The sequence below is a fragment of the Thermogemmatispora argillosa genome (assembly GCF_059696725.1).
Genome location: NZ_AP019377.1, coordinates 3,939,773 through 3,962,581, shown reverse-complemented (window position 1 = coordinate 3,962,581; position 22,809 = coordinate 3,939,773). Strand labels below are relative to the sequence as shown.

Annotated in this window: 20 protein-coding genes; 8 read left to right on the top strand and 12 right to left on the bottom strand. The window is 60.6% G+C overall.

Features of this window, described 5'->3' with window-relative positions:
• Positions 1–52 precede the first annotated feature (52 nt).
• The 4 genes from AC6H1L_RS15435 to AC6H1L_RS15420 form a co-directional block, all read right to left on the bottom strand.
• Positions 53–958 (bottom strand): ABC transporter permease, encoded by a 906-nt coding sequence (locus AC6H1L_RS15435; RefSeq protein WP_497598376.1) that lies wholly within the window; start codon positions 956–958, stop codon positions 53–55.
• Between the two features lie 5 nt (positions 959–963).
• Complete coding sequence (locus AC6H1L_RS15430) at positions 964–2,061, bottom strand: ATP-binding cassette domain-containing protein (RefSeq protein ID WP_497598375.1); 1,098 nt, start codon at positions 2,059–2,061, stop codon at positions 964–966.
• Positions 2,042–2,566 (bottom strand): MarR family winged helix-turn-helix transcriptional regulator, encoded by a 525-nt coding sequence (locus AC6H1L_RS15425; RefSeq protein ID WP_497598374.1) that lies wholly within the window; start codon positions 2,564–2,566, stop codon positions 2,042–2,044. Before AC6H1L_RS15425 ends, AC6H1L_RS15430 begins: the two co-directional genes overlap by 20 nt.
• A 496-nt stretch (positions 2,567–3,062) precedes the next feature.
• Positions 3,063–3,389 carry a Sec-independent protein translocase subunit TatA/TatB gene (locus AC6H1L_RS15420; protein WP_497598373.1) on the bottom strand — a complete coding sequence of 109 codons (327 nt, stop codon included), beginning with the start codon at positions 3,387–3,389 and terminating at the stop codon, positions 3,063–3,065.
• Between the two features lie 956 nt (positions 3,390–4,345).
• On the opposite strand from AC6H1L_RS15420, the gene AC6H1L_RS15415 reads away from it, so the two are divergent.
• Positions 4,346–5,041: a hypothetical protein gene (locus AC6H1L_RS15415; RefSeq protein ID WP_497598372.1), complete on the top strand. Its 696-nt coding sequence runs from the start codon at positions 4,346–4,348 to the stop codon at positions 5,039–5,041.
• 263 nt (positions 5,042–5,304) lie between these two features.
• Here the strand turns inward: AC6H1L_RS15415 and AC6H1L_RS15410 are convergent, their stop codons facing one another.
• Both AC6H1L_RS15410 and AC6H1L_RS15405 read right to left on the bottom strand, forming a co-directional pair.
• Positions 5,305–6,159 (bottom strand): purine-nucleoside phosphorylase, encoded by an 855-nt coding sequence (locus AC6H1L_RS15410; protein ID WP_497598371.1) that lies wholly within the window; start codon positions 6,157–6,159, stop codon positions 5,305–5,307.
• Positions 6,160–6,165: 6 nt separating this feature from the next.
• A complete protein-coding gene (locus AC6H1L_RS15405; RefSeq protein ID WP_497598370.1) occupies positions 6,166–7,059 on the bottom strand; it encodes a tyrosine-type recombinase/integrase in 894 nt (297 codons plus the stop codon).
• Between the two features lie 397 nt (positions 7,060–7,456).
• Between AC6H1L_RS15405 and AC6H1L_RS15400 the strand changes: the two genes are divergently transcribed.
• Positions 7,457–8,290 carry a hypothetical protein gene (locus AC6H1L_RS15400; RefSeq protein ID WP_497598369.1) on the top strand — a complete coding sequence of 278 codons (834 nt, stop codon included), beginning with the start codon at positions 7,457–7,459 and terminating at the stop codon, positions 8,288–8,290.
• 126 nt (positions 8,291–8,416) lie between these two features.
• Here AC6H1L_RS15400 and AC6H1L_RS15395 read toward each other — a convergent pair whose 3' ends face one another.
• On the bottom strand, positions 8,417–9,133 hold the full coding sequence (locus AC6H1L_RS15395; RefSeq protein ID WP_497598368.1) for a PIG-L deacetylase family protein: 717 nt from the start codon (positions 9,131–9,133) through the stop codon (positions 8,417–8,419).
• Positions 9,134–9,140: 7 nt separating this feature from the next.
• Positions 9,141–10,124, bottom strand: coding sequence for a hypothetical protein (locus AC6H1L_RS15390; RefSeq protein WP_497598367.1), 984 nt, complete (start codon positions 10,122–10,124; stop codon positions 9,141–9,143).
• A gap of 217 nt (positions 10,125–10,341) precedes the next feature.
• On the opposite strand from AC6H1L_RS15390, the gene ispE reads away from it, so the two are divergent.
• The 5 genes from ispE (at position 10,342) to AC6H1L_RS15365 (ending at position 16,719) form a co-directional block, all read left to right on the top strand.
• The gene (ispE, locus tag AC6H1L_RS15385) at positions 10,342–11,274 is read left to right on the top strand and encodes a 4-(cytidine 5'-diphospho)-2-C-methyl-D-erythritol kinase (RefSeq protein WP_497598366.1); all 933 of its coding nucleotides are present in this window, start codon (positions 10,342–10,344) and stop codon (positions 11,272–11,274) included.
• Positions 11,275–11,548: 274 nt separating this feature from the next.
• Positions 11,549–12,763 carry a lipopolysaccharide heptosyltransferase II gene (gene waaF / locus AC6H1L_RS15380; protein WP_497598365.1) on the top strand — a complete coding sequence of 405 codons (1,215 nt, stop codon included), beginning with the start codon at positions 11,549–11,551 and terminating at the stop codon, positions 12,761–12,763.
• The gene (locus tag AC6H1L_RS15375) at positions 12,763–13,989 is read left to right on the top strand and encodes a glycosyltransferase family 9 protein (RefSeq protein ID WP_497598364.1); all 1,227 of its coding nucleotides are present in this window, start codon (positions 12,763–12,765) and stop codon (positions 13,987–13,989) included. The genes waaF (AC6H1L_RS15380) and AC6H1L_RS15375 overlap by 1 nt, the downstream gene beginning before the upstream one ends.
• A gap of 23 nt (positions 13,990–14,012) precedes the next feature.
• A complete protein-coding gene (gene waaF, locus AC6H1L_RS15370; protein ID WP_497598363.1) occupies positions 14,013–15,407 on the top strand; it encodes a lipopolysaccharide heptosyltransferase II in 1,395 nt (464 codons plus the stop codon).
• A gap of 64 nt (positions 15,408–15,471) precedes the next feature.
• A complete protein-coding gene (locus AC6H1L_RS15365) occupies positions 15,472–16,719 on the top strand; it encodes a glycosyltransferase family 9 protein (RefSeq protein WP_497598362.1) in 1,248 nt (415 codons plus the stop codon).
• 80 nt (positions 16,720–16,799) lie between these two features.
• Here AC6H1L_RS15365 and AC6H1L_RS15360 read toward each other — a convergent pair whose 3' ends face one another.
• The 3 genes from AC6H1L_RS15360 to aroA form a co-directional block, all read right to left on the bottom strand.
• Positions 16,800–18,077: a radical SAM family protein gene (locus tag AC6H1L_RS15360; protein ID WP_497598361.1), complete on the bottom strand. Its 1,278-nt coding sequence runs from the start codon at positions 18,075–18,077 to the stop codon at positions 16,800–16,802.
• A gap of 334 nt (positions 18,078–18,411) precedes the next feature.
• Positions 18,412–18,714, bottom strand: a complete 303-nt coding sequence (locus tag AC6H1L_RS15355; RefSeq protein WP_497598360.1) for a hypothetical protein — start codon at positions 18,712–18,714, stop codon at positions 18,412–18,414.
• 372 nt (positions 18,715–19,086) lie between these two features.
• Positions 19,087–20,454: a 3-phosphoshikimate 1-carboxyvinyltransferase gene (gene aroA / locus AC6H1L_RS15350; RefSeq protein WP_497598359.1), complete on the bottom strand. Its 1,368-nt coding sequence runs from the start codon at positions 20,452–20,454 to the stop codon at positions 19,087–19,089.
• A 388-nt stretch (positions 20,455–20,842) separates the two neighbouring features.
• Between aroA and AC6H1L_RS15345 the strand changes: the two genes are divergently transcribed.
• Entirely contained in the window at positions 20,843–22,054 is a 1,212-nt protein-coding gene (locus tag AC6H1L_RS15345) for an FAD-dependent oxidoreductase (protein ID WP_497598358.1), read from the top strand.
• Here AC6H1L_RS15345 and AC6H1L_RS15340 read toward each other — a convergent pair.
• The gene (locus tag AC6H1L_RS15340; RefSeq protein ID WP_497598357.1) at positions 22,029–22,454 is read right to left on the bottom strand and encodes a hypothetical protein; all 426 of its coding nucleotides are present in this window, start codon (positions 22,452–22,454) and stop codon (positions 22,029–22,031) included. The genes AC6H1L_RS15345 and AC6H1L_RS15340 overlap by 26 nt on opposite strands.
• Positions 22,455–22,809: the final 355 nt, after the last annotated feature.

Genomic DNA, 22,809 nt, shown 5'->3' with positions numbered 1-22,809 from the left:
AGGTAAGCTGCCCACCGGCCGAGGGGGCCAGGCTCGCAGGCAGCTCCTGCCTCTAATCCTGCTTATTGAAGGCCAGCGCCCCCCAGACAATAAAGATCAGCCCCAGCGCCGCCACAATCCCCAGCTCCACCGACGTCGATAGCGTTGTATCGAAAATCTTCACGCCCAAACCCAAGGCATCCAGCACAAACTGGGGCAGATTCAGCGCGCGCAGCACCGCCTGCCGCAGCGGGTCCACCCCATAGGTCACCGGATTAATCTTCGTCAAAAAGGCCAGCCAATCGGGCAGATTGCGCAGTGGGAAGAGCGCGCCGCTCAGGAAGAACATCGGCATCAAGAAGAACTGCATGATCATTTGGAAGCCTTCCATCGACTTCATGCGCGAGGCGATAACAATGCCCAGCGACGTCAGAGAGAAGGCCAAGAGCAGCATCTCTAGCATCAACTTGACGACCAGGCCGACGCTCAGATTGACCCCTACCAGCGGCGCAAAGATCAACATGATCGTCCCCTGCAACATAGCAATCGTACTGCCACCGAAAGCCTTCCCGAGCACCAGAGACGTACGCGAGATCGGCGCCACCAGCATCTCACGCAAGAAACCAAACTCGCGGTCCCAGACGATCGAGATCGCCGAGAAAATCGAGGTAAAGAGCACCGTCATGCTCAACACGCCCGGGAAGAGGAAGGTACGGAAATCGAGGGTCGGCGTCCCCGGTGGCAGATTGGCCTGGCCCCCCACCACATTCAAGCTGTTAGAGAGGCCTGAACCGAAGATAAACAAAAACATTAACGGCTGGGCCAGCGAGGTGATGATGCGTATCCAGTCGCGCACAAAGCGCAAAACCTCACGATACCAGATGATAAAGATCGTGTTCAGGTTGCGGCGGAACGGCCCATTGATCGGCGTCAGCGCCCTCTCTAGCTGTGCCGGTTGCGGTGTCACTACAGTGGCCATCGTACTTACCTCCTTGCCCAGCGGCGCGAGCGCATGAAGCCACGCATCTGCTCTCTGGCGTCCGCCTCTTCATCGCGGATCTCACGCCCTGTCAGCTTGATGAAGACGTCGTCAAGCGTCGGGCGCCGCACGCTGATCGAGGCGATGCGCGCCGTCACCTTTTCGACGATACGCGGTACAAGCTCCTCTCCGCCCGCAATCTCGAAGATCAATTCACCCTTATTCTCACGCGGTTCAACCCCAAAATGCTCCTTGATCTGCTGGGCCGCCACCGCGTTATCGCTGGTCCTGAGACGGATGACGTCGCCCCCGACCATGTCCTTGAGCCGACTCGGCGTGTCCAGCGCCACGATCTTGCCATGATCAATAATGGCAATTCGATCACAGTATTCAGCTTCATCCATATAGTGCGTGGTCAAAAACATCGTGATCTGCTTTTGCTGACGCAGATTCAGAATATATGACCAGAGATGGAGGCGCGTCTGAGGGTCGAGGCCGATTGTCGGCTCATCAAGGAAGAGCACTCGCGGATAGTGCAGGAGGCCGCGCGCAATTTCGAGACGGCGCTTCATGCCTCCTGAGAAGGTGCGCACAAGCTGATCACGTCGATCGTAGAGATCGACCATCTTGAGCAGCTCCTCACGGCGCTGCTTGCTGACCGCCGCAGGCAGGCCATAAACGGTGGCGTGAAAGCGCAGGTTCTCATCCGCGGTCAGGCGATCATCAAGGCTCGGGTCCTGGAAGATGAGACCGATCGACTCGCGTACCTTGTTGCGCTGCGCGACAATGTCATAGCCCGCAATGCGCGCCCGCCCCGCCGTGGGGCGCAGCAGGGTACAGAGCATGTTGATCGTCGTCGACTTGCCGGCCCCATTGGGACCAAGAAACCCAAAGATCTCCCCTGGATAGACTTCGAATGAAATGCCTTTGACCGCCTCTAGCTTGCCGTAGTGGCGGGTCAGGCCCTCAACTTCAATAATCGGGGGGCCACTCGGACGTACCCCCTCGCTCGCTACGGCTAGCTGCAGATCCGCCGGCGACTGAAAGCGACCGTTTAGCTGTTCTTCCCGCATTGCCTGCTCTTCAGCAGCCATGTCTGCCATGTGTCTCTCCTTCTCTCTCAGCTCTCTCAGCTATCACTCTGGCTAGCTCTTCTAGCCCGCGTAGAAGGGCAAAGCGCCCCTCTTCGCTCATCAGGCTGAAGACCGCCTTGAGCTGCTCTTTCATTTGTTGCGCCATATGCTGGCGCAAGGCTTTGCCAGCATCGGTGAATTCAACAAAAACCTGACGACGGTCTTGCTGATCACGCCGCCTGATGACCAGCCCCCGCCGCTCTAGACTGTCGACGGCTCGCACCACCGTCGCCGGGTCCAGGTCAAGGCGATTGGCCAAGAGACCGATAGTGTACGGCTCCCCCCCCTCTTGTTGCGCCCGTTGCAGTAAGCCCAAAACCATGAATTGGGTCATGCTTACCATCGCCCCATGCTGCGGAAAACGCTTGAAGCTTGCCCCCAGCGCACGCTGAACCTGATTGAAGAGGGCCGCAAAGCGCTCCGCTTGCTCCTCCAGGTGCTGCACCTGCCTTTCACCATCGGTCTCTTTCTCCATAACCTCCGGTTGCTTCCTTTCTTCCTGCGTTGCTGATCGGTCGCCCTGGCCAGTTAATTGCCCCTACCAATTACTGTCGGTAACAATTATTGGCCTGGTCAAAGAATAACACGGTCGTTTTCGGGCTGTCAAGCCCACCTTCAATCCGATATATCGTTTTCTGAGAAGTATAACGATATATCGGATAGATGTCAAGGTGAGCAGGCCTCGCCTCGGCTGAGCCGGTCTTTGAGGGGGAGACAGACGCGAATAGGCTGCGGACTACTCCCGGACGCGCTGGCTTGCCGATCGATCTAATCGGTTGCTAGCGTTGTGCACAATAAGCCGGTGAGGGACAACAAGAGCAGGGAGGGGACGACTGCGTAATGAAAGGATAGCGAGGGCGGCGCCGCCGTCGCGGCGGGAATGTGAACAGCTAGCGACAGGTTAGGCCGGCTCGCACGATAGGATGGCCAGGGGCCAGGGCATAAGCAGGTTTGACCCGCGGAGGAGCCTCTCAGGCGCTGGCCGCGCTATCACGGACCGCCCCTTCGTTCGCCTGGTTCGTCTGGGTCGATGCCGCTTCCTGGCTGGTACGCTGCTCCTTTTGCTCTGTCAGAAGAAGGCGGGCCGCTTCCCGCGTATTGAGCGGCAGACGAGGGATGTTCTCGGAAATGTGCGATAGCTCTTCAACCTGCAGCTCTTCCTTGATCTTATCTTTCATGACGCGAGCTTGACCAACTCCTCTGCCCAGATTGCGCGCGACCGACTGCAGCGCTCGCGGACCAAAGAGCGCCAGGCCAAAGAGGAGAATGATCAGCAGGTCAATTGGATGAAAGCCCATAGGGGCCACCTTTCGTCTTCGCTCTCTCGCTTGTTAGTTGGGAGGCAAGAGGCTGTGTCCCAATTCGATGCTACTTTTATATGATACCATAAGGCGCTAGCTTCGTGGGAGAGCATGGGGACTTAGAAAAGGTTCGGTTCTCTCGCGCACTCGCTATCTTGCTCATCCGGCACCACTTCAATCAGGTCGCGCGGGCCACTCTCCAGCGCCCTCGCTATCTTCTTCACTGACCCCCTTTTCACGGGCAACTTCTTTGCTCTCTAAAGGGAGTCGGCACCCTCCGCCACACTAGCCAATCCGCGCCTGGCTGGTTCATGGGGTTTCTTTGAAGCGGCCGGGATAGGAGCGAGAAAAATTCATGAACGAAAAAGTGATCGTTGAGAGTTTATTATATTGGAGAGAGTGCCGAGGTTGACCGTCCGGCTCTTCCTGGCATCGTAGTTCATGTGCTCTCTCAGTATCTCCTCGTGTCTCTCAAACCTCGCCTCGTAAGAGGGGGCAACCCACAACGAGGAGCCTGGCAAGGGCATGGGAAGACGCGAAAGCTGAAGAACAGGACTACGGTTCTGAGGAGGTTGCAGCCGGTCAACGCAGGAGATCCAGGCCCGGGGTTATTCCCCCACACACCCCCACTCCGAGCCTGCCGATTGCTGTTTTTCTGGTTCCTGCTACAGCAATCGGTCTCCTTCTTTTTGGAGCACTGGCGAGCGCCGCCAGCCTCCTCCTTCCTGTCTTGCCTCCTTCGCCCTATCCTGCCCTCGCCCGCCTGGCCCTCGTGATCCTCACCCTCATGGCCAGATCGGGGGAGAAAGAGGCCCGTGACTACTGCCCACTCCCTGGCCTGTGCTATCATCTAAGCCGAATATAGAAATGCAGCGATAAAGAGGAGCGATCGACGCCGCTGCGCGAGCAAGCTAGCGCTCAAGCGAGCGATTGAGTGAGCAAGTGAGGAGACCATGCAGTTCAGAGAGAACTTTCCCCAGAGTGGAACCCATCTCCGCACCATCGTAGTCAGTGCCCTCGTACTTTTTGCCCTGGCCGGGATCATGAGCGGTTTCGCCTTTGGCGCCGTTGTCCATCGCAAATCAAGCGCGACCCAGCCGACGCCCTCGCCAACCGTGCCAACCATTGCCCAGCACACCATCACACCGACGCCCACACCCTCGCCGGTGCCCATTCTCCTCGGTATCCCTCGTTTCGCCGCTGGACCAACCTTTAGCGAAGTAGCCGACGGTCAGACCAGCTACACGGTCACCGTTCAGGCCGTCGATAAGCAAGGGCAGGCCATTAACCGCAGCGGAGTAACCTGCAAGCTCTGGTTGGTACACCGCGTTCCCGATGGGGCCCTTCTGCAACTGCCCGACATCGGCAAGCGAATGGATCTAGCCAGCATCCAGCAACCCATTCCGGGTCAGGTAAAAGACAAACCCTACAACGAGGTCGCAGGGCTACAGTTCTCAGCCGGTACCCCGCAGACGCAGTCATGCGATGCCCAGGGGCGCGCCACCTGGAACTATACCATCTCGCCCAGCCTTGAGCCGGGCAAGTACGACCTTGTTCTGCTGACTGACTGGCAGGGCATCCACTATAACTGGAGCTGGGCCCACATCGTCGTTACCAAAGCTCAGGGGCAAGGACCAGGCAATGACTGATTCTAGGCCTGGCAAGAGCCTGAACAGAGGACGTCACTGCGGCAGTGCAATAGGCGGCAGAGCTTTGCTGGTTGCCTTCTCCCTCTGCCCCTCGTCGCTTGCATGGCAGCGCCTATCGAAACTTCACGGACCAGTTGCGGCTTGGCCGCTCAGGAGCCCTAGCGCAAGCTCGACGGCTTTGGTCAAGCCTAGGCGTGGCCAGGCTTTTCACTGGGATCGCCACGGATAGGCAACTGCCCGCATTCTCCTCGCTTGCTTCCCATTTACTGCGCCTGGCTCTTTAAGAGCTGAGCCAGTTCGCGCAGCACACCACGCATCAGCAGCACAAAGCGCGAGCTGGCAGCCGCGGCGGTCGCCAAGACCTCACCGTGATCCACGGCCTGCCCTTCCGCTCCTGTGGCGCTATTCGTAATCAGGCTCAGCCCAAGAACGCGCAGGCCCATATGGCGGGCAACGATCACCTCGGGCACCGTGGACATGCCGACGGCATCGCCCCCTATCTGGCGCAGGAAGCGCAGCTCAGCAGGCGTCTCATACGATGGGCCACAGACCATCACATAGACACCCTCATGCAGACGCACGCTGGGAATCTCCCCCGCCACTTTCCGCACCAGAGCGCGCAGCTCCTCATCATAGGCCGCCGCCAGAGAGGGGAAGCGCTCCCCAAAGCGTTCATCGTTGGGACCACGCAAAGGATGCCAGCCGGCCAGCCCAGGCAGATTAATATGATCCCGAATCAGCATGAAGTCGCCCGGCTGATAAGCCGGATGCAAAGCCCCTGCCGCATTGGTCACCACAAGCACCTGCGCCCCCAGGCGGGCCATGACCCGCACTGGCAGCGTCACCTCTTGCGGCGTATAGCCCTCGTACAGATGCAACCGACCTTGCATGGCCACCAGGGCCACCCCCTCTAGCTGCCCCAATATCAAGCGACCCGCATGGCCGGCCACAGTAGCCGCGGGCCAATGGGGTAGCTGAGCATACGGAACGGCAGCCGCGACCTCCACCGTCTCAGCCAACTCGCCCAGGCCAGACCCCAAAATCAGCGCCACCTGGGGCACCAGCGCAGAGCGCTGTCTAATAGCCCTGACGGCCTCCTCAACCTGGTCATAGAGCATAAAAAGCTATCCTCGCTTCACTAGCGCATCAGAGCGCGCAGACGGGCCCCACGGCCTTGATAGGCGCGCCCCTCTCGATACATGAGCATGTTCCAATAACGCCTGTATGCCTTGCAGCTCACTACTGCGCTTAATGGCCAGCATCATTAATGACTGACGCAACTGACAGGGAGTCAACTCAGCAATACCGGCGCGCTGAGCATAGTTTCGCACCACCAGCCAAAAACCCTGGCGCGTGAGTCGGCGGCCATGATGGTTCACGAAGAGCCCAGGCTCCTCGGGATGGTGACGCGCCAGATAAGGACGCGAGCGTAACAGATACTGATCCAGCGCCATAATGGCCTGCGAGGTCAGCGGACACTCGCGGACACGATCTTCGCCGCGTAGATAGACCAGCGAGCCCCGGAGACGATCAAAGCAGCCCATGTCCAGGGCCACCAGATCAGTCAGGTGCATCCCTGTTGCATAGAGCACATGCACCATCGCCAGATCGCGCATACCGGTGGGCGTGAAGGGCGGAATCTGCTCCAGCAGACGAGCAAGCTGCTCAGCAGAAAGCACAGGTACAGTAGCCCCGAAAGCACGGGGAGTCGGCACCGTCTCCAGCGGATTCCTCTCCAACAATCCCAGGCCCTTGAGGTAACGAAAAAAGGTCTTCAGCGCCGCCAGCTTGCGGGTGATCGTTGTCGGCTGATAGGCACGCACCTGGCGCATCTCCTCAAGATAAGCCTGCACATCCTCGCTCTCCACCTCCGACCAGCGCCGGCGCTGCCGTCTTTGCTCTACAAAGACGGCGAACTGAGAGAGATCATTGCGATAGGCCGCCACCGTGTGGTGATTGATCCCGGTGCTCCGCTCAGCCAATGTGGCAAGATAGGTCTCCACAGCTTCTTGCAACATCGCGACATATCCCCTGCCCAGAAATGAGAAAGAAGCGCATCTACCACCATCTTCTCGTCTCGTCCGTGTCTGAGGGAGGAGTGGGTGGCTTGCCCTGGTGCTGGCATTATATGCCAGAGATTGGAGAGAGGCAAGAGTAGCTACAGAAGAGTACCACTGCGCCAACATAAGAAGCGGGTGCTATAATAGGACTACCCGCCCGGAAGGAATTGCCCAAAGGCGACCCAGCGCTCCCTTTCAGGGAGGCATGGCGGGCCGTTGTGCTAGCTTGCTGGCGCCTGTACTGGCCGCGAGCCACAACAACCCTTGTTCGACGGCTCTGCCTGCTATTGCGAGAACCGTTGCGCTGTACTACCAACCTAATCATCCACCACTATCTAGCTAGCTGGAGAGAGAGATGAGCAAGTTTTCAGATATGTTGAGCCAGGCACGGCGTGGTCAGAGCGGTGGCACCATCGGCTTTTTCGGTGGCAAGAGCCGACCAGCGGTGAAGCCACGCGCCGCGGCGCTTCTCATTGAGTTTCCCGCTGTAGACACCGGCCAGGCGGAGGCCGCCATTAAAGCTGGTGCGAATGGCCTGCTCTTCCACTGGTCCGGCTCCACCTTAGAAGGCGCCAGCCTGGCTACCCTGAAACAGCTCAGCGAGACCATCCAGAGCCAGGATGAGAACGCTGCTCTTGGTTTGCGCCTGCTTGGCGACGGAGCCGGCATTGAGCGCAAGACGCTAGAGGATCTGAAAGAGCACGGGGTCCATTTCTTGATTGTACCACTTCAGGCGCCAGCACGCTTGCTGAACGTGCATCTGAAGGACTTCGATATAGCGGTCACCCTGCCCTGGCGCAGCAATGACCCGCTTTACCCCCTCGTGATACGCAACCTGGGCGCGTTTGAGGGAGTTTCAGCCCTCCACCTGGATGGGCGTGAGCTGCTCCTGGAGCGCTTGAGCATTGAAGAAGCGCTCGGCTACCGCGCCATGCGCGAGGCGCTGCGCCTGCCTGCACTGCTGAGCTTGACAGCGCTGCAGAGCGAAGCCGCGGCCTATGGCCTGCTGGCGCTGGGAGTACAGGCGATCATTGTGCCAGCCGCCGAGAGCGCCGCCGCAACGATGCAGCGTATTCAGGAGCAGCGCGAGTGGCTCGAAAAGGTGCATCGGCCAGAAGAAAAGGAGTTGCCTCCGCCGACCGTACCTCAGCCACCACTCTCGACCTCCTTTGAGGAGGAAGAACCCTAGAGCACAGCAGAGCTGGCTGCTCCGGTGAGCGGAGGCGGAGGCACGCCTCCGCGCCTGAGCGCCGGTCCGCGCTCAGGGTAGGAAGGGGAGCGAGACCTGTTTGTTGTCAGGCTATAGGCGGGCGGCTCAGTTCATCACCAGGTGATGAAAGGCTTCGGCACAGGAAAAGCCGTGCTCGCTGCCAACGGGACGGCCCCGCTGAAGCACCAATTCGCGAACGGCTTGAGCATCGCGCCCGCGCATCTGACTGGCATGACAGAGCAGCGCCTCAACCTTCCTGTCGACAACGGCACTGATGTCGACCCAGTGATTGGGCTGATCAGTGGCGAAGAAGTAGATCTGACGCACGCGGTGGGGTCCGCCTGTCTCGGCAAACTGCTCCGTGTAATACATGAGGTTACGCGAGGCGGCCAGGGCGTCCAGGGTGCAGAGGCCGACCGCGCGATGGTCAGGATGCACCTGGTAGCGCTGCCAGGGATCAAAGGTAAAGACGACGTCGGGCTTGAGCAGCCGGACCATGCGGGTAATTTCACGCCGCATCTGCAGCGAGGGCTCAACCTCTCCATCGACATAGTCGAGAAAGAGCACCTGGCGTACGCCTAATACCTCCGCTGCCCGCCGCTGCTCGGCCTCGCGGATCACTGCCAGGCGCTCCGGCGTCATGGCGGGGTCGTCGCTGCCGCGCTGCCCGCGGGTGGCGAGGAGATAGCTGACGGTGCATCCCTGGGCGGTCAGGCGGGCAATGGTCCCTCCGCAGAGAAACTCGGCGTCATCGGGATGGGCCATCACTACCAGAATATGCTGACCGCCTGGGGGAAGAAGCACACTGCTGTTCTCGGCCATCGTTCTCTCACTCTTCTCCTAAGCGTGGAATAGCGAAGTGCTTGCCGGTCTGCCAGTGCAACTGGCGACGGGGAATGCTTCGCAGCAACTGCCTGGTGAGCTGCCAGACTCCCTCTGGATCACTATTGTTGCGCCAGTAGTAATAGCATGCAACTTCGTCGGGTTCAGCTTGCAGCACCAGTTGAAAAAGCCGCGGTAGCTCCTGCTGGCCCTCTTCGTCCAGGTCGAAGTTTTGCAGCCAGAGCAAACTGCGCTTCTGGTGTTGACGCGCCAGGTCTACAATGTCCCGCTCGCTGCGCTCCTTGCCAGCGACCTCGGCCTCAGCCCGCTGAGGCTGGCGGGAAGGCCGCCCCAGATGTAACCCCAGTACGTCTAGATCTGGCAGGAGCGCCAGGTCTTCGACCAGGCTGGCATCATACGATGGGAGGACAATGGCAGTTCTGATATGTTTATCCAGGCCTTTAATGTGGGCGCAGAGATCGCTTAAAAAAGTAACCCATGAGCGGCGACGGAAACCCGCCAGGTCGGTCACGTCGGGACACAGCGCCCGGCAGACTGAGCAGAAACAGGTGATTTCACCGTAGTGCGGTTCATCAAGCAGAATACCATTGATGGGATAGGTGTTTAAATAAAAAGCGAGTTCCTGAAAGAACCAGCGGCGAAACGGCTCGTGATTGAAGCAGGTAAAGTCGTGATAACGACCGTGGTGGTCCAATACCCGCGACTCAGGGTGATGGAAGGTGTACCAGCTCGGCGCAGGCGAGGGGGTGGCGAATAGGTTACCATGTTGACCCGGACTCAGATAGACTTTGAGGCCTACGTCTTGCGCGAGGAGTAGGCCCCGCTCCAGGTCACGTGGCCAGTAGTGGCGTTCTTCATCGAGAATGCTGTAGACAATGCTGCTGGCGCCTGCGGCGCGAATCTGCTCAAAGTCCCGTTTGACGAGGTCGGGATGAAAGAGTGAGTGGAAATACGCAACAGTAATGTCCATGACGCTCACCAGGCAAGCGGTCCAGGATGGGTGGTGCGGAGACCGATCGCTGCTCTTGTTGAGCAAGCGGCTTGGCTATGTTGGGAAATAGCTCGCTGGTAGTATACCACAGGTGGGGCAGAATAGTGCTCCCACAGCGAAAAAGGACTAACTTCCTTCTGCGGGGCGGCGTCCTTGACAACTTGCTCGCGAAGCGGCACAATCCAGACGAGTGACTATGGCGATGCATTGGCAATGGTTACAGCCGGGGATGAGCTGCAGCGTTCGCGCGTACGCCAAGATCAATCTCACGCTTGATGTCCTTGGCCGGCGCGGCGATGGCTACCATGCTCTGGCCACGGTAATGCAAACGGTTGATCTCTACGATACGCTCTGCTTGACACTGCGCCCCGATGAACAGGTGCGGCTGGTTTGCACACAGCCTGAGCTGAACACAGCGGCCAATCTGGCGCTCCGCGCCGCGGCGTTGCTCCGGGAATATGTCGGTGAACAGCATGGCGTGCTGATTGAGCTGCAGAAGCGTATTCCTACCGCCGCCGGTTTGGGTGGGGGGAGCAGCGACGCTGCGGCGACTCTGTTGGCTCTCACGCGTCTCTGGCAGCTCAGTCTGACGCCGGAGGAGTTGCTGGCGCTGGCCGCCTCACTCGGTTCGGATGTGCCCTTCTTTCTCTACGGTGGGCTGGCCCTCTGTGAGGGTCGGGGCGAGCTGGTCACGCCTTTGCCCCCCTGCTGGCCAGCCTCCTGGCGCTGGCTGCTGCTGTTGAAGCCGGCGATTAGTGTTTCTACGGCAAGCGTCTTCAGGGCGTTAACGGCGCATGACTATAGCGATGGGTCACATACACGGGCGGTCTCTACAGCGCTCCGCGAGGGACGCTTGCCTGATTTGGCTCACTTGCATAACGGTCTTGAGCGCGGGGTCGTGGAGCGCTATGCGGAGGTGGCCGCTGCGCGGGCCGCGCTGCTGGAGGCCGGCGCTCCTTTTGTGCGCCTCTCGGGCAGTGGCCCAACGCTCTTTACGGCGCTGGCCGACCTGGTAGAGGCTCATCGTCTTTGGTTCCTCCTCCAGGAGCAGGGCTATGAGGTCTATTTGACGCAGGTGGTTTATCCCTCGGCCGAGTCTCTGACCCTTCCTTCTCGGCTCACTCGCTAGACTGCTTTGAGCTCCATCGAGTTGGCTAGGGCACTCGACTGGCTCATGCGCCCTTTGCTATAATGGCCTCACATTCGGCGCTCTGCCAGACCGCACGGAGAGGGTGGTGTCTCTCCACTCTCCAGGTACGCAAACCACGAGTCAGGAGGTGGCCCGATCGCCTCCACCGGCTCGCTGGTGCCTTTTTTTGCTGCTTGGCCGGCTCCGTTCAGCCGGCGGGCAAGGACTGCACTGGCTGAGACGCGCTCTGTCGAGGATGAGGGAGAAGAAGACGATGCCTTTGGCAGTCTTGCGCCAGCACGTGGTGAGTCTGCTCTGCTACGCGCTGCGTCTTCCTTTCGCCTGTTTTAATCTTGTTGAGCGCTGGCTACGGCGACGCGCCTGGCGCGAGCCGCGCCGTATTGTGCTGATTAAGCCCTGCTGCTTGGGCGATTTGCTGATGACAACGCCGCTGCTGGAGGTGCTGCGCGCCGCTTATCCCCAGGCCCACATTACCTATGTGGCAGGTAGCTGGTCGAAGGTGGTACCAGAGCATCATCCCGCAGTGGATACGGTCCTTGATTGCGGTACGGTTGGCATTCCCGGGCGCTATCGCTTCTCAGAGTATCTGCGCCTGGCCCGCTTTCTGCGCAGGCAGCGCTTTGATCTGGCCCTGGTGCTGGACCGTTCTCCTATGCTGACTTTGTTGCCGTGGCTGGCTGGCATTCCTCGCCGCGTGGGACCGGATAGCCTGGGGCGCGGCTTTGCTCTGACTGATCGTGTACCTGCCCCTGTTTCTCCGACCACTCTGCGCCACCAGGCTGAGCTGTATTTGGATCTGGCTCGCGCGCTCGGTCTGCCACTGCCACGGGTCCATATGCGTTTTGTGCCTACGAGTGAGGAGCGCCTCCAGGCTCGGGCTTTGCTCTCCAGCAGGGCGGGAGGAGATGATGAGCCACGCCTGCAGGTCGCGCTCTTGCCCGGCGGTGGCTCTAACCCTGGTATGACTTTGACGGCTAAGCGCTGGCCCGTGGAGCGCTATCGCGAGCTGGCCCGCCGTTTGATCAAGGAGCTGGATGCTCGCGTGCTGTTGGTGGGTGGCCCGGAAGATCGCGCGCTCAATGAAGAGGTGATGGCTGGCCTGACCGCTCCGCCAACTCGACTTCTGAACCTGGCCGGACAGACGAGCTTTGGGGAGCTGGCGGCGATCTTTGAGCAGTGTGCGCTTTTCATCGGGAATGATAGTAGTCCGATGCACCTGGCGACGGCTGTAGGCATTCCCGTGATCGCGCTTTTTGGGCCGACCAGCCCAGAGGAGTATGGCCCGTATCCACTGGACGAGGCGCATCATGTGGCGCTCTGGCAGCACCCACGCGGAGAGCCGTGCTTTTTCTTAGGTCGCATGCGGGCCTGTCAGGAATGCACATGTATGCAGGCCCTCACGGTAGAGATGGTCTGGCAGGCGGTGCGGCAGCTCTTGCCCAGTCCTGAGCGGGGAGGGATTCGCTGATGCGAGAAGTGCTGCGCCGGGTGCTGCTGCTGCTGATTTATGCGCTGGGCCTGCCCGGGTCGTGGCTGGCGCGGCGACGGGCCCGTCAGTGTCCGTTTGAGGCCCCTCGTTTGCTGCTGCTGCGACCGGACCATCTGGGGGACCTGGTGCTGACGACGCCTGCTCTGACAGCTCTCAAGGAGCATTGCCCCCAGGCAGAGGTGACGCTCTTTGTCGGCCCCTGGTCAGAGGCTATTGTGAGACGCCACCCCGCGGTGGCGCGTGTGCTGACCTGCGCTTTTCCTGGCTTCCGCCGCACGGCCCAGGGAGCTTTAGGTCCCTATTGGCTGCTGCTGCGCCTGGCCTGGCAACTGCGGCGCGAACGTTTTGATCTGGCTATCAATCTACGCCCTGATTTCTGGTGGGGTGCGGCTCTGCTCTATCTGGCGGCTATCCCGCTCCGCGTGGGTTATGCCCTGTCTCCAGGCAAGCCTTTCCTGACCCATGCGCTGCCTTTTCCCGAAGGCGAGCATAGCACTCGTTCCAGCCTGCGCCTGGTCAGTGCCGCGCTGGAGCTGTTGGGGCAGGCTCCGCTTGCTGAGCCGTTGACGCCTGAGCGCTATCCGCTGCTCTTTGAGCCGGTAGCCCATGAGGAGGAGCGCGCAGCAAGCCTCCTCGCTGAGGTTGGGCTGACAGACGAGACTCCTTTTGCAGTGATCCATCCAGGCAGTGGGGCCGCAGTGAAACTCTGGCGCCCGGAGGGCTGGGCTACGTGTGCTGTGACCCTGCAGCGCCGCTATGGTCTGCGTCTCGTCTTCACAGGGACCTTCCAGGAGCAGCCTCTCCTTGACGCCATTGCTACGCTGGTTCGCCAGCAGCTTTGGCCTGGCGAGGCCCCGCCTGTTCTGCTTTTCTCTTTGAGCGTTGGTGAGTTGGCCGCTGTTCTGCGTCGTGCCCGGCTGGTGCTGGGAGTCGATAGCGGCCCTCTGCATGTGGCCGTCTCCCAGGGAACACCGACCGTGGCCCTCTATGGGCCTGCCGATCCAGCTATCTTCGGTCCCTGGGGTGATGTCAGGCGCCATGTAGTCATTATGGCCAGCGAGCGCTGCCCCTCTTGTCCGAAGATTCCCTGCGGGCGGCTCGACATCGCTCAGCAGGATTTGCCTTTGCATCCCTGCGTACGCCTGATTCGAGAGGAGCGCGTCCTTGCAGCAGTGGAGCAGCTCCTGCCGGCACGTATGTTGTAGAATAAGGAAGGCCCGCGAGAGCTATGGCAGCAAGAGAAGAACTCGACGAATATGGCTATCCGCTGCGCCCGCCCGCTCGGCGTCGCCTGCGCAAGCTGCTCATCCAGGTCAGCAAGCGCACGCTGCTGACGATGATCTACCTGGTGCTGAGCAGCTACGGTTTGCTGCTGCGCTGCGCACGGCTGGTGCGACGTTACGAGCCGCTCAATCCACAGCATTTTAAGCCGCAGCGTATCTTGGTCATCCGTCTGGACCTGATTGGCGACCTGGTCCTCTCGCTGACGCTGGTCCACGCACTTAAACGGACTTATCCCGAAGCGGAGATTGATCTGTTGGCCATGCCTTCGACAGCTCCGATCGCCGGCGCCGATCCTGATCTGGCCCAGATCATTACCTACGATCCCAATATCTGGCGCCGGCCCAAGGCGCTGGTTCGAGGTCGCAACTGGCGCGAGGCCGTAGCGCTCCTGCGCCGACTGCGGGCCCGCCGCTACGACCTGGCCGTGAGCGTCTTTGGCCCCTGGGCCGCCCTCCTGGCCTTGCTGAGCGGTGCCCGGCGCCGGGTGGGTTTTGCCGGCGAGGGCTATGCAGGGTTCATGACCGATCCGGTGCCAGGTCGCCACTGGCAGCGCGGCGATCGTCGGCATGAGGTCGATTATTGCCTGGAGCTGGCACGCGCAGCCGGTGTTAGCCTGCGGCCAGAAGATCGCTGGCCACGCCTCTATGTTGATCCCCAGGCGCGCCAAGAGGTGGCCACTCTGCTCAAGCGCCTTGATCCTGTCGGAGCACTGCCCGACCAAGAACAGCCAGCAGCGTTACAAGCGCGGCCTCTCGTGGTCTGTCACGTGGCCTCACATAACGGCTATGCCAAGCGTTGGCCTATCCCCTATTGGGCGCGCCTGCTGACAGGCCTGGCGCGGGAAGCCCAGGCGCGCCTGGTGCTGACGGGAGCCAGCGGCGACCTACCGCTGATTATGGCCGTGCTCCAGCGTCTGGAGCAGTCAACGCCGGTGCTCAACCTGGCCGGGCAGACCAGCCTGCCGCAGTTAGCTGCTCTGATGCAAATGGCCGACCTGGTCATCAGCGGAGATAGCGGCCCGATGCATATTGCGGCGGCTACTGGGGCCCCGCTGATCGCCATCCACGGCCCGACCGATCCAGCGCTTAGCGGGCCAGTCAGTCCACAGGCGACGGTTCTGCGTAGCGGGATCTGGTGCAGCCCATGCTACGACGCACGCAGTCCAGCCGACTGCCGCTTCCACACGGTTCAGTGTATGAAGGATGTCACCCCGGAGCAGGTGCTGGCGCTCGCCTTACAGCGCCTCCAGGAGCGGTTAGCGGTGCGCTCCTCAACCGCCTCCGCCGCTCCGCATCCTCCTACCCCAGTCAGCCGCGAGCAGCCCGATCAGAGCCGTTAGACCTTCGTTCGGACCTTTACCAGAGGAGGCCGCGACAGCCGTGCAACAGCAACAGCATTCACTTTTGAAGCAGTCACTTGCAGAGCCAGAGCAGCTGCAACACCACGAGCCGGCGCCAGTTCGCCTACCCGAAGAGGCGCGGCTCCTCGTGATCAAGCTGGCCTCCATCGGCGATCTCCTACTGGCTACCCCTGCTCTGCGCGCTCTGCGCGAGACCTACCCACAGGCCCGCATCGACCTACTCGTGACGCCAGCCTCTGCGGACCTGCTGACCGGGTGGGAGATCATCGATGAGATCATTGTCCTGGACAAGTACTTGTTCGATTCGCCGAAGCAAATTCTGACCAATCCGCTTCAGCTCAGGCATCTCTACCCACTCTGGCGGCGGCTGCGAAGTGCCCACTATGATGCCGTACTGCTGCTCCACCATCTGACCCTGCCCTTTGGTCGCCTGAAGCACCAGCTACTGGTACGCGCCACAGGAGCGCGCTGGCGCGTAGGCCTGGACAATGGACACGGCTGGTTTCTCAATGTGCGCGTCAAAGATGAGGGCTTTGGGGCCATGCATGAAGCTGATTATAACCTGGCCGTCGCCGCAGCCGTCGGCGCCCATACCAGCGACCGGCGTCTAACCGTCCCGCTGAGCGAGACCGATCGGGAGCAGGCCCGCTATCTGCTCTATATGGAGGAGGCCCCTGACCCCTTTACGCGCCCGATTATCGCCATGCACCCGGGCAGCGGTAGCTATAGCACCGCCCGCCGCTGGGCCCCCGAACGCTTCGCCGCCCTGGCAGATACCCTTTACCGCGAGGTAGGCGGACAACTGGTCCTTCTTGGAGGACCCGAGGAGCGCGAGCTGCATCAGTACATCCTGAGTTTGCTACGCTCAGGCCTGCCAGCACGTAGCTTCGCCGGCAAAGGCAGCGTCAAGGTCACTACGGCAGTGCTGGAGCAGGTCGATCTCTTTATCGGGAACGATGCGGGCGTCATGCACCTGGCAGCCGCCGCCGGCACCCCTACCGTCGCGATCTTCGGCCTCTCCAATCATCGGGCCTGGGGACCTTACACAGGTGATCTGCCGGGACGCCACGCTATCGTCGTGCGTCTCGATCTGCCATGCATGCCTTGCTTCTACCGCGGCCATGACTTGGGAACACCCGAGGGCTGTGCTACCCGTGATTGCCTGGCGCAACTAGGAGTCGATCCAGTCGCTGCCGCAGCGCGCAGTCTTCTCTACCAGGCCGGCTACCGGCCTATCTCGTCCTCTCACTCCCCTCAAACAGGCAGGCCCAATAGAGACAGAGACCCCTGACCACCAACCCAACCATCTCACAGGCAGGCTGGCTGGCTGGCCGAAGGGCCGATCGCGCCCCGCTATGCGCGGCACCTCCCCTACACGCCGGCCTCAGCAGGCTGGCACGCGCGCCGCTTTACCGGTCGCGAGAAATTGCCGATCTCAACCTCGGGCAGCTCCCGGCGCAGAATCTCAATCAGCGTACGCATGCCCAGCGCCTTGCCAAGCGTATCAAGCGGCGGGAGACGTGGTAAGAGCACTTCGGGATCAATGTTCAGGTTGCGTAGCTGGATCAAACGCAGGCCCGTTTCTCGCACAAAGGCCAGCAGGGCTTCCACCTCGCGCTCACGATCGATCAGGCCGGGGAAACAGAGCAGGTTGATCGAGGCGTAGACACCGGCATCGCGCGCACGCTTGAGCGATTCCTTCACATCAGCCAGCGTATAACCGAGCGGACGATAGTAGGCCATATAGGTCTCCTCGCGGCCAGAGATCGTGCTAGCGCGCAGCATATCAAGGCCGGCATCAAAGAGGCGCTGCAGCCAGCGCGGATTGCTGGCATTGGTATTGATATTAATGACACCGCGATCAGTGCGCCGGCGGATCTCGCGAATGGCCTGTTCAATGCGCCGCCACTGGAGCAACGGCTCCCCCTCGCACCCCTGACCGAAGCTCACAATCGCCTCCTCAGCTTGCTCCAGATGGGGGACAGCCACCTCTACAATCTCCTCCACCGTGGGCACAAAGGTCAGGCGATCTTGAGGCGAGATCAGCTGCTCCTCCTCCTGTTTCGAGATACAGCCCACGCAACGAGCATTACAGCCAGGAGAGACGGCGATCGCCATCTCCCAGCGCCCAAAAAAGAGGTTACTGGCCGTGGGGCAGTAGTAGTCAAGGGCACAATGAGCATGCTGCTTCACAATACGATTATGGGGATAGGCAGCTAGCTTCTCCTGGACCAGACGCTCCAGCTTTCGACGCGGGAAAGCGCGTGGATGCCACTTACGCGGGTCGTCCGTTTTGAGCGCTGCCGCGAAGAGCTGCCCCTTGAAGCCGGCGACAGCACAGTAGCCAAAGAAAGGTAAAGGTCCGCTGTCGGGCACCTTGCTATAGGCCGGCAAATGGGTACGCGTATAGCCAATCGGCAAGAGCGCCGCCAGAGCCCAGATTCCGCGCCGCTGCAGTGTTCGGCGCTGCCCAGCCGCGTCCAGCCCCACAGGCAGGCGACCAGGCAACATTGAGAGTGTCGCCCCATCGGGTAAAGGGATCAACTCCTCAGCCCGCAGAGGGCTTCCATCAAAAGCCAACGCGCGTAGCCCCCGCTCTTCACGGACCTCGCCTTGCGCTGTTGCATAAACAAGATACGGTTCCTTCATAGCACCTCGCGCACGGCGCTCATCAGAGCGCCGACAAGCATCTCCCCTGGTTCATCTCTTGCTGCACTCAACTCTCATCACAGACAGCAGCAGGGACCCCTGGCGAGATCCCGAAAGCCTCACAGCTGCACGCTCCCCACAAAGTCGCAGGCCTCAACAAGACAGACCCAGGGGAGCAGAGTAGAAGCAAGTAGAGCATAATCTCAGCAGAGACAGAGACACCCCACCCGCGCGCTGCCCTCGCCATCACGGCAGCGCAGCCAAGCGACAGCGGAGACCGAGTGTATGCCTTGCCCGGGAGGCAAGACGCTCCCCCCTCCGAGGGCCAGGTTGCTCAGTGGACAACCGGCGGGATAATTGGCAACTGAGGATTGGTCGGAGGCCCTTCTGAGCAATCCTCATCCAGAAATCTAGAGCGAGCGCTCCCAGCCTGCGTCTGAGCCTGGGCAGGCAGGCGCTGCTCTAGCTCTGACATTTCCTCGTAGACAAAGCTCAGCAGGATGTGGTTATTCAGCACACTCTGGCAGACATGACGGATGCGGGGGCGCTCGGCCTCCATCCAGGCATTGATGGCCGCCTCAAGGGCGGAGATGCTATCGCCGCACTGGGCACTATCAAAGCCTTTGTATCGATACACCCCTCTGTCCTTTCTCTGCTCGAACACTCAGGCAGACTCAGGTAAACAACGCTTCCTATCATCCATAACGTGCCGCGCTTGCCCCTTGGATATATCCAGGGGAGGAAGGCGACTCCCCGCTTACTCTCCGCCGAAGATTGACATTGCAGCCTCTTTCTGGCCATCCTTCTCCTCGTGAGGCCAAAGGCAGCGACCTGCCGGTTAGCAACGGCCTCCCCTCACAGCGCCGAGGAACGGGCCAGGCCTTCTCACAGTGCTCTGCCGTTCTACGGGGCAGTGGGTGGGCTGCAGTCAACCAGCCGGCAGCCTGGGCCGACGAGGCTGTGGGCAAGCCCCTGACTTGCGCCAGGGATCATTGACCTGGACAAAAGTTTACCACGAAAGCGCAGGACTGACCACTGCCCCCAGACGCTGCAGCTCAGAGAAGAAGTGCGGAAAGCTCTTGGCAATATGTTCCACCCCGGTCAAGACCAGCCCGCGGCGGCTACGCATTCCCACGATCGTCAGAGCCTGCAGGAGGCGATGGTCACTATGGCCATCGACGCAGACGCCGCCCTCAACCCCTTCCGGCCGCCCCTCGACCACAATGGCATCCGGCAACGGAGTCACACGACACCCTGCGCGCTGCAGCTCAGCGCAGAGATCATTAATACGATCTGACTCCTTATAGTGCAGATTTTCCACGTTATAGAAAACACTACGCCCTTCAGCGAAACACGCCAGGGCCACCAGCACCGGAATACAGTCAATAGCCCGGCTGCCATCCATCTCCACCCCATGCAGCCGGCGTCCGCCACGGATCAGCAGCGTCTCGCCCTCCCGCCGCAGATCGCAGCCCATAGCCAGCAAGGTCGTCAGCAGCGCTTCGCCATCCTCCTCACCAGCCGGCAAGCGTCCAAGGCGCAGCTCGCTGGCAGGATCGGGCATAGCCGCACAGGCCGCCAGCAAGGCCGCGGCTGAGGGATAATCGCCAGGAATCACATACCTTCCGGCCCGGTAGCACTGCGGCGCTGGTACCAGGAAACGGCGTAGAGCGGCATCATGCTCAATCACAATGCCGGCCTGACGCAACACCTTCAGCGTTAACTCTACCATCACCTGAGAGGTCAGGCCCTCGACCACCTCGATCGTCAACGGCTCACTCAGTAAAGGAGCCAGAAAGAGCAAGGCACTCACATACTGAGAGCTACGCGCGCCCGAGACTGCCACATGCCCACCTCGTGGATGACCACCATAGAGCGTAATCGGCAGATAGCCCTCGGCTCCCTGGGCCTCGACCCGCACGCCCAAGGACTCCAGCGCCTGTAGCAGCTCGCGATTCGGCCTGCGCCCCAGCGACTGGGGCTGATCAGTCACAAAAGTCACCTGGGGCAGCCAGGCACTGACACCTAGCAGCAAGCGCAGCACAGCCCCAGCATTGCCCACATTGATCGTTACCGCCCCCTCGGCTCGGGGCCGTCCCACCCCCTGCACTCGTAAGCACTCCCCCGATTCTCCTATCCAATCGAGCTGCGCCCCTAAAGCCCGACAGCCCCGGAAAAGTGCCTCGCTATCCTCGCTGAGCGCAGGAAAGAAGACCTGGCTCTCCCCCTCCGCCAGAGTTGCCGCTAGCAGGTAACGCAAGGTATAGTACTTGGAAGAGGGAAACGATGGTTCCCCCCGCAGCAAGGCCGTCGGTGCAATCGCAAGGCTGCGTCCCGAAGGGCCCGCTGCTGTGGTTCTTACGTCTCGTTGCTCCATCACTCTGATCGGCCTGGCCTGTACGCATCAGGTTGCATCGACCGTCCGTCCAGCAGAGCCGCGCTTGCCTCACGCGACCGCCCTGCCAGCAGACCGAAGCTTGTCTTCAAGATAGTATCACGCTAGCGTTGTTTTTCTCAAGAGGCAACAGAGAGAGACGCCTTGCAGGGCAGCGCTTGCAACTTTGTGACTAGCAGCCAGGGCGACATGTGTCTCATGCTCATCTTACAAAGGAATTACACTGTACATACAAACAATGCCACACTTTATAGTGTACCACTTTATCTTTTCAACAAGGAAAGGGTCATAGCTATCGATTGACTAAAAATGTATATTCTGCTATACTAGGATTCCATATAGCAGAATTTCTAGGAGGCGCCAGACGATCGTGAAGCACGACCATTTTGTCATTGTGGGAGCGGGGATCGTGGGACTGGCGACGGCCTATGCGTTGCTGGCCCGTGGCATAGAGCACGTCACCGTACTAGAGCAGGAAGTGGTTGACCATCCGCGCTCTACCTCTCACGGGGCCTCGCGACTATTACGCTTCGAATATGGAGCCAATGCTCTCTACTCACAAATGGTCATCTTAAGCCTAAGTCGCTGGGTGGCATTGGAGCAGCTCACAAAGCGAACTCTCTATCTGCGCACAGGTTTACTCTTACTTGGGCGTGAAGACGACGGCTTTACTCTGGAGAGCTACCGCACGCTAAGAGCGCTGGGCCTGCCGACAGAGCGGCTCGCCGAGCAGCAATGTCGCCGGCGTTTCCCCCAGTTTGAAACCCATGCTTTTGATCTTCTGACATATAATCTGGAAGCGGGTATTCTGCACGCCTCAACCGCCCTGCGCGCCCTGAAAGCGCTGGTCAGTGAGCTGGGAGGCACCATCTGCGAAAGGACACGCGTACGCGCCCTCGATGCCAGCAGCCGACAGCGCCCCCTACGCCTCTGGCTGGCCGATGGGGCCACCATCAGCGCGGATCGCGTCGTGCTGGCGACCGGGCCGTGGGTACATCGTCTGCTTGGCGATCTCCATTTACCCGTCCAGACCACTCGTCAGTATCTGCTCTATTTTGGAGGTCTACCGCTCTCTAGCTTTGGTGTTCATCACTTCCCGGCCTTTATGGCCAATGATCTTTATGGGCTGCCTATCCATAGTACCTATAGCGCCAACGGTGAGGGGCTGCCCTGGCTCAAAGTGGCATCCCACGCCACCGGGCCGGCGATTGACCCCGATGAAACAGAGCAGCCTGCCCACGGTCAGCAGCTTGTGCGTCAGGCCATCCACGACCTGGAGGAGCTGATTCCGGCCCTGCGGCGGGCCTACCTTGCTCACGTTGGCAAATGCATCTACGACATGAGTCCCGACGGCGACTTCATCATCGACTTCCTGCCTGATGAGCCGCGCGTCGCCTTCGCGACAGGCCTTTCGGGCCACGGCTTCAAGTTTGGCCCTTTGCTCGGCGAACTACTCAGCAGCCTGGTCTGTGGCGAAGAGCCGCTGGTCCCGCTCACGCCCTTTCGCCTGGCTCGTTTCCGCGAGCGCGATGCGCTGAGCAGTCGCCAGTCTGGACCTATCGATCAACGGGCGCCCAGGTAAGCAGTGCCCCATTGCTGGCGTCGATCACCAGGTAGAGGCGCGAGGCAATCGGGGCCACCCGCCCCAGAGGACGGAGCGGGTCATGGATCTGAAACGGCCCCAGCAGCTCAACAAGACAGACCTGCTCTTGCTCTGGGGGCAGAGCAGCCAGCGCCTGCCCTGCCCGCCCCTGGCGCAGCAGCGAGGCTGCCTCCGCACTGGACAGAAAGCGCACACTACCAACAGCAGGTATGGCGCCAAACATCGTGTACAGAGGAGGATGCTCACCCAGATAGGCGCGAACATCCTCCTCTGTGAAAGCCGGGACCCCCTGCCGTCGGCGGGGGATGGCCCAGCCTGTTTGCCGCTCCTTTTCTCCATCCGTGCCGGCCCCTGAACCTGAAGCCAACTGGGCAGGCATAGCTTTCACCTCCTCGTAGCGTAGACCGCAGTCTCCGCCAGACCGCCCGCTTCTGCCAGAACATATTACCCGCATTATTTCAAGTGAGCATCAACATTATATAAGGGAGGAGCATGGGGAAGCTGGCAACAGCAGGCCCTGCACCGTCTAGCATAGCCCCGTCTCGCCAGGCAGGCAAGGCTGGACAGGGCCATGCAAAGTCAGGCAGGGGGCACCCGAAAAGGCTCCTCCGGCAGACTCACACCCGGAGGTGAGTCGGTCTGCAGACATCCTCTTTGTGTACTGACGTATGCTAGTGGTAAGACGGAGGCCGCTCCGTTCGGGAAATACTGCAGGTGCTTTTTGGAATTCAGGA

What these genes read in the sequence shown, in the direction of transcription:
- AC6H1L_RS15435 (WP_497598376.1), bottom strand. Translation starts at nt 958, where the DNA reads ATGGCCACTGTAGTGACACCGCAACCGGCACAGCTAGAGAGGGCGCTG.
- AC6H1L_RS15430 (WP_497598375.1), bottom strand. Translation starts at nt 2,061, where the DNA reads ATGGCAGACATGGCTGCTGAAGAGCAGGCAATGCGGGAAGAACAGCTA.
- AC6H1L_RS15425 (WP_497598374.1), bottom strand. Translation starts at nt 2,566, where the DNA reads ATGGAGAAAGAGACCGATGGTGAAAGGCAGGTGCAGCACCTGGAGGAG.
- AC6H1L_RS15420 (WP_497598373.1), bottom strand. Translation starts at nt 3,389, where the DNA reads ATGGGCTTTCATCCAATTGACCTGCTGATCATTCTCCTCTTTGGCCTG.
- AC6H1L_RS15415 (WP_497598372.1), top strand. Translation starts at nt 4,346, where the DNA reads ATGCAGTTCAGAGAGAACTTTCCCCAGAGTGGAACCCATCTCCGCACC.
- AC6H1L_RS15410 (WP_497598371.1), bottom strand. Translation starts at nt 6,159, where the DNA reads ATGCTCTATGACCAGGTTGAGGAGGCCGTCAGGGCTATTAGACAGCGC.
- AC6H1L_RS15405 (WP_497598370.1), bottom strand. Translation starts at nt 7,059, where the DNA reads ATGTTGCAAGAAGCTGTGGAGACCTATCTTGCCACATTGGCTGAGCGG.
- AC6H1L_RS15400 (WP_497598369.1), top strand. Translation starts at nt 7,457, where the DNA reads ATGAGCAAGTTTTCAGATATGTTGAGCCAGGCACGGCGTGGTCAGAGC.
- AC6H1L_RS15395 (WP_497598368.1), bottom strand. Translation starts at nt 9,133, where the DNA reads ATGGCCGAGAACAGCAGTGTGCTTCTTCCCCCAGGCGGTCAGCATATT.
- AC6H1L_RS15390 (WP_497598367.1), bottom strand. Translation starts at nt 10,124, where the DNA reads ATGGACATTACTGTTGCGTATTTCCACTCACTCTTTCATCCCGACCTC.
- ispE (WP_497598366.1), top strand. Translation starts at nt 10,342, where the DNA reads ATGGCGATGCATTGGCAATGGTTACAGCCGGGGATGAGCTGCAGCGTT.
- waaF (WP_497598365.1), top strand. Translation starts at nt 11,549, where the DNA reads ATGCCTTTGGCAGTCTTGCGCCAGCACGTGGTGAGTCTGCTCTGCTAC.
- AC6H1L_RS15375 (WP_497598364.1), top strand. Translation starts at nt 12,763, where the DNA reads ATGCGAGAAGTGCTGCGCCGGGTGCTGCTGCTGCTGATTTATGCGCTG.
- waaF (WP_497598363.1), top strand. Translation starts at nt 14,013, where the DNA reads ATGGCAGCAAGAGAAGAACTCGACGAATATGGCTATCCGCTGCGCCCG.
- AC6H1L_RS15360 (WP_497598361.1), bottom strand. Translation starts at nt 18,077, where the DNA reads ATGAAGGAACCGTATCTTGTTTATGCAACAGCGCAAGGCGAGGTCCGT.
- aroA (WP_497598359.1), bottom strand. Translation starts at nt 20,454, where the DNA reads ATGGAGCAACGAGACGTAAGAACCACAGCAGCGGGCCCTTCGGGACGC.
- AC6H1L_RS15340 (WP_497598357.1), bottom strand. Translation starts at nt 22,454, where the DNA reads ATGCCTGCCCAGTTGGCTTCAGGTTCAGGGGCCGGCACGGATGGAGAA.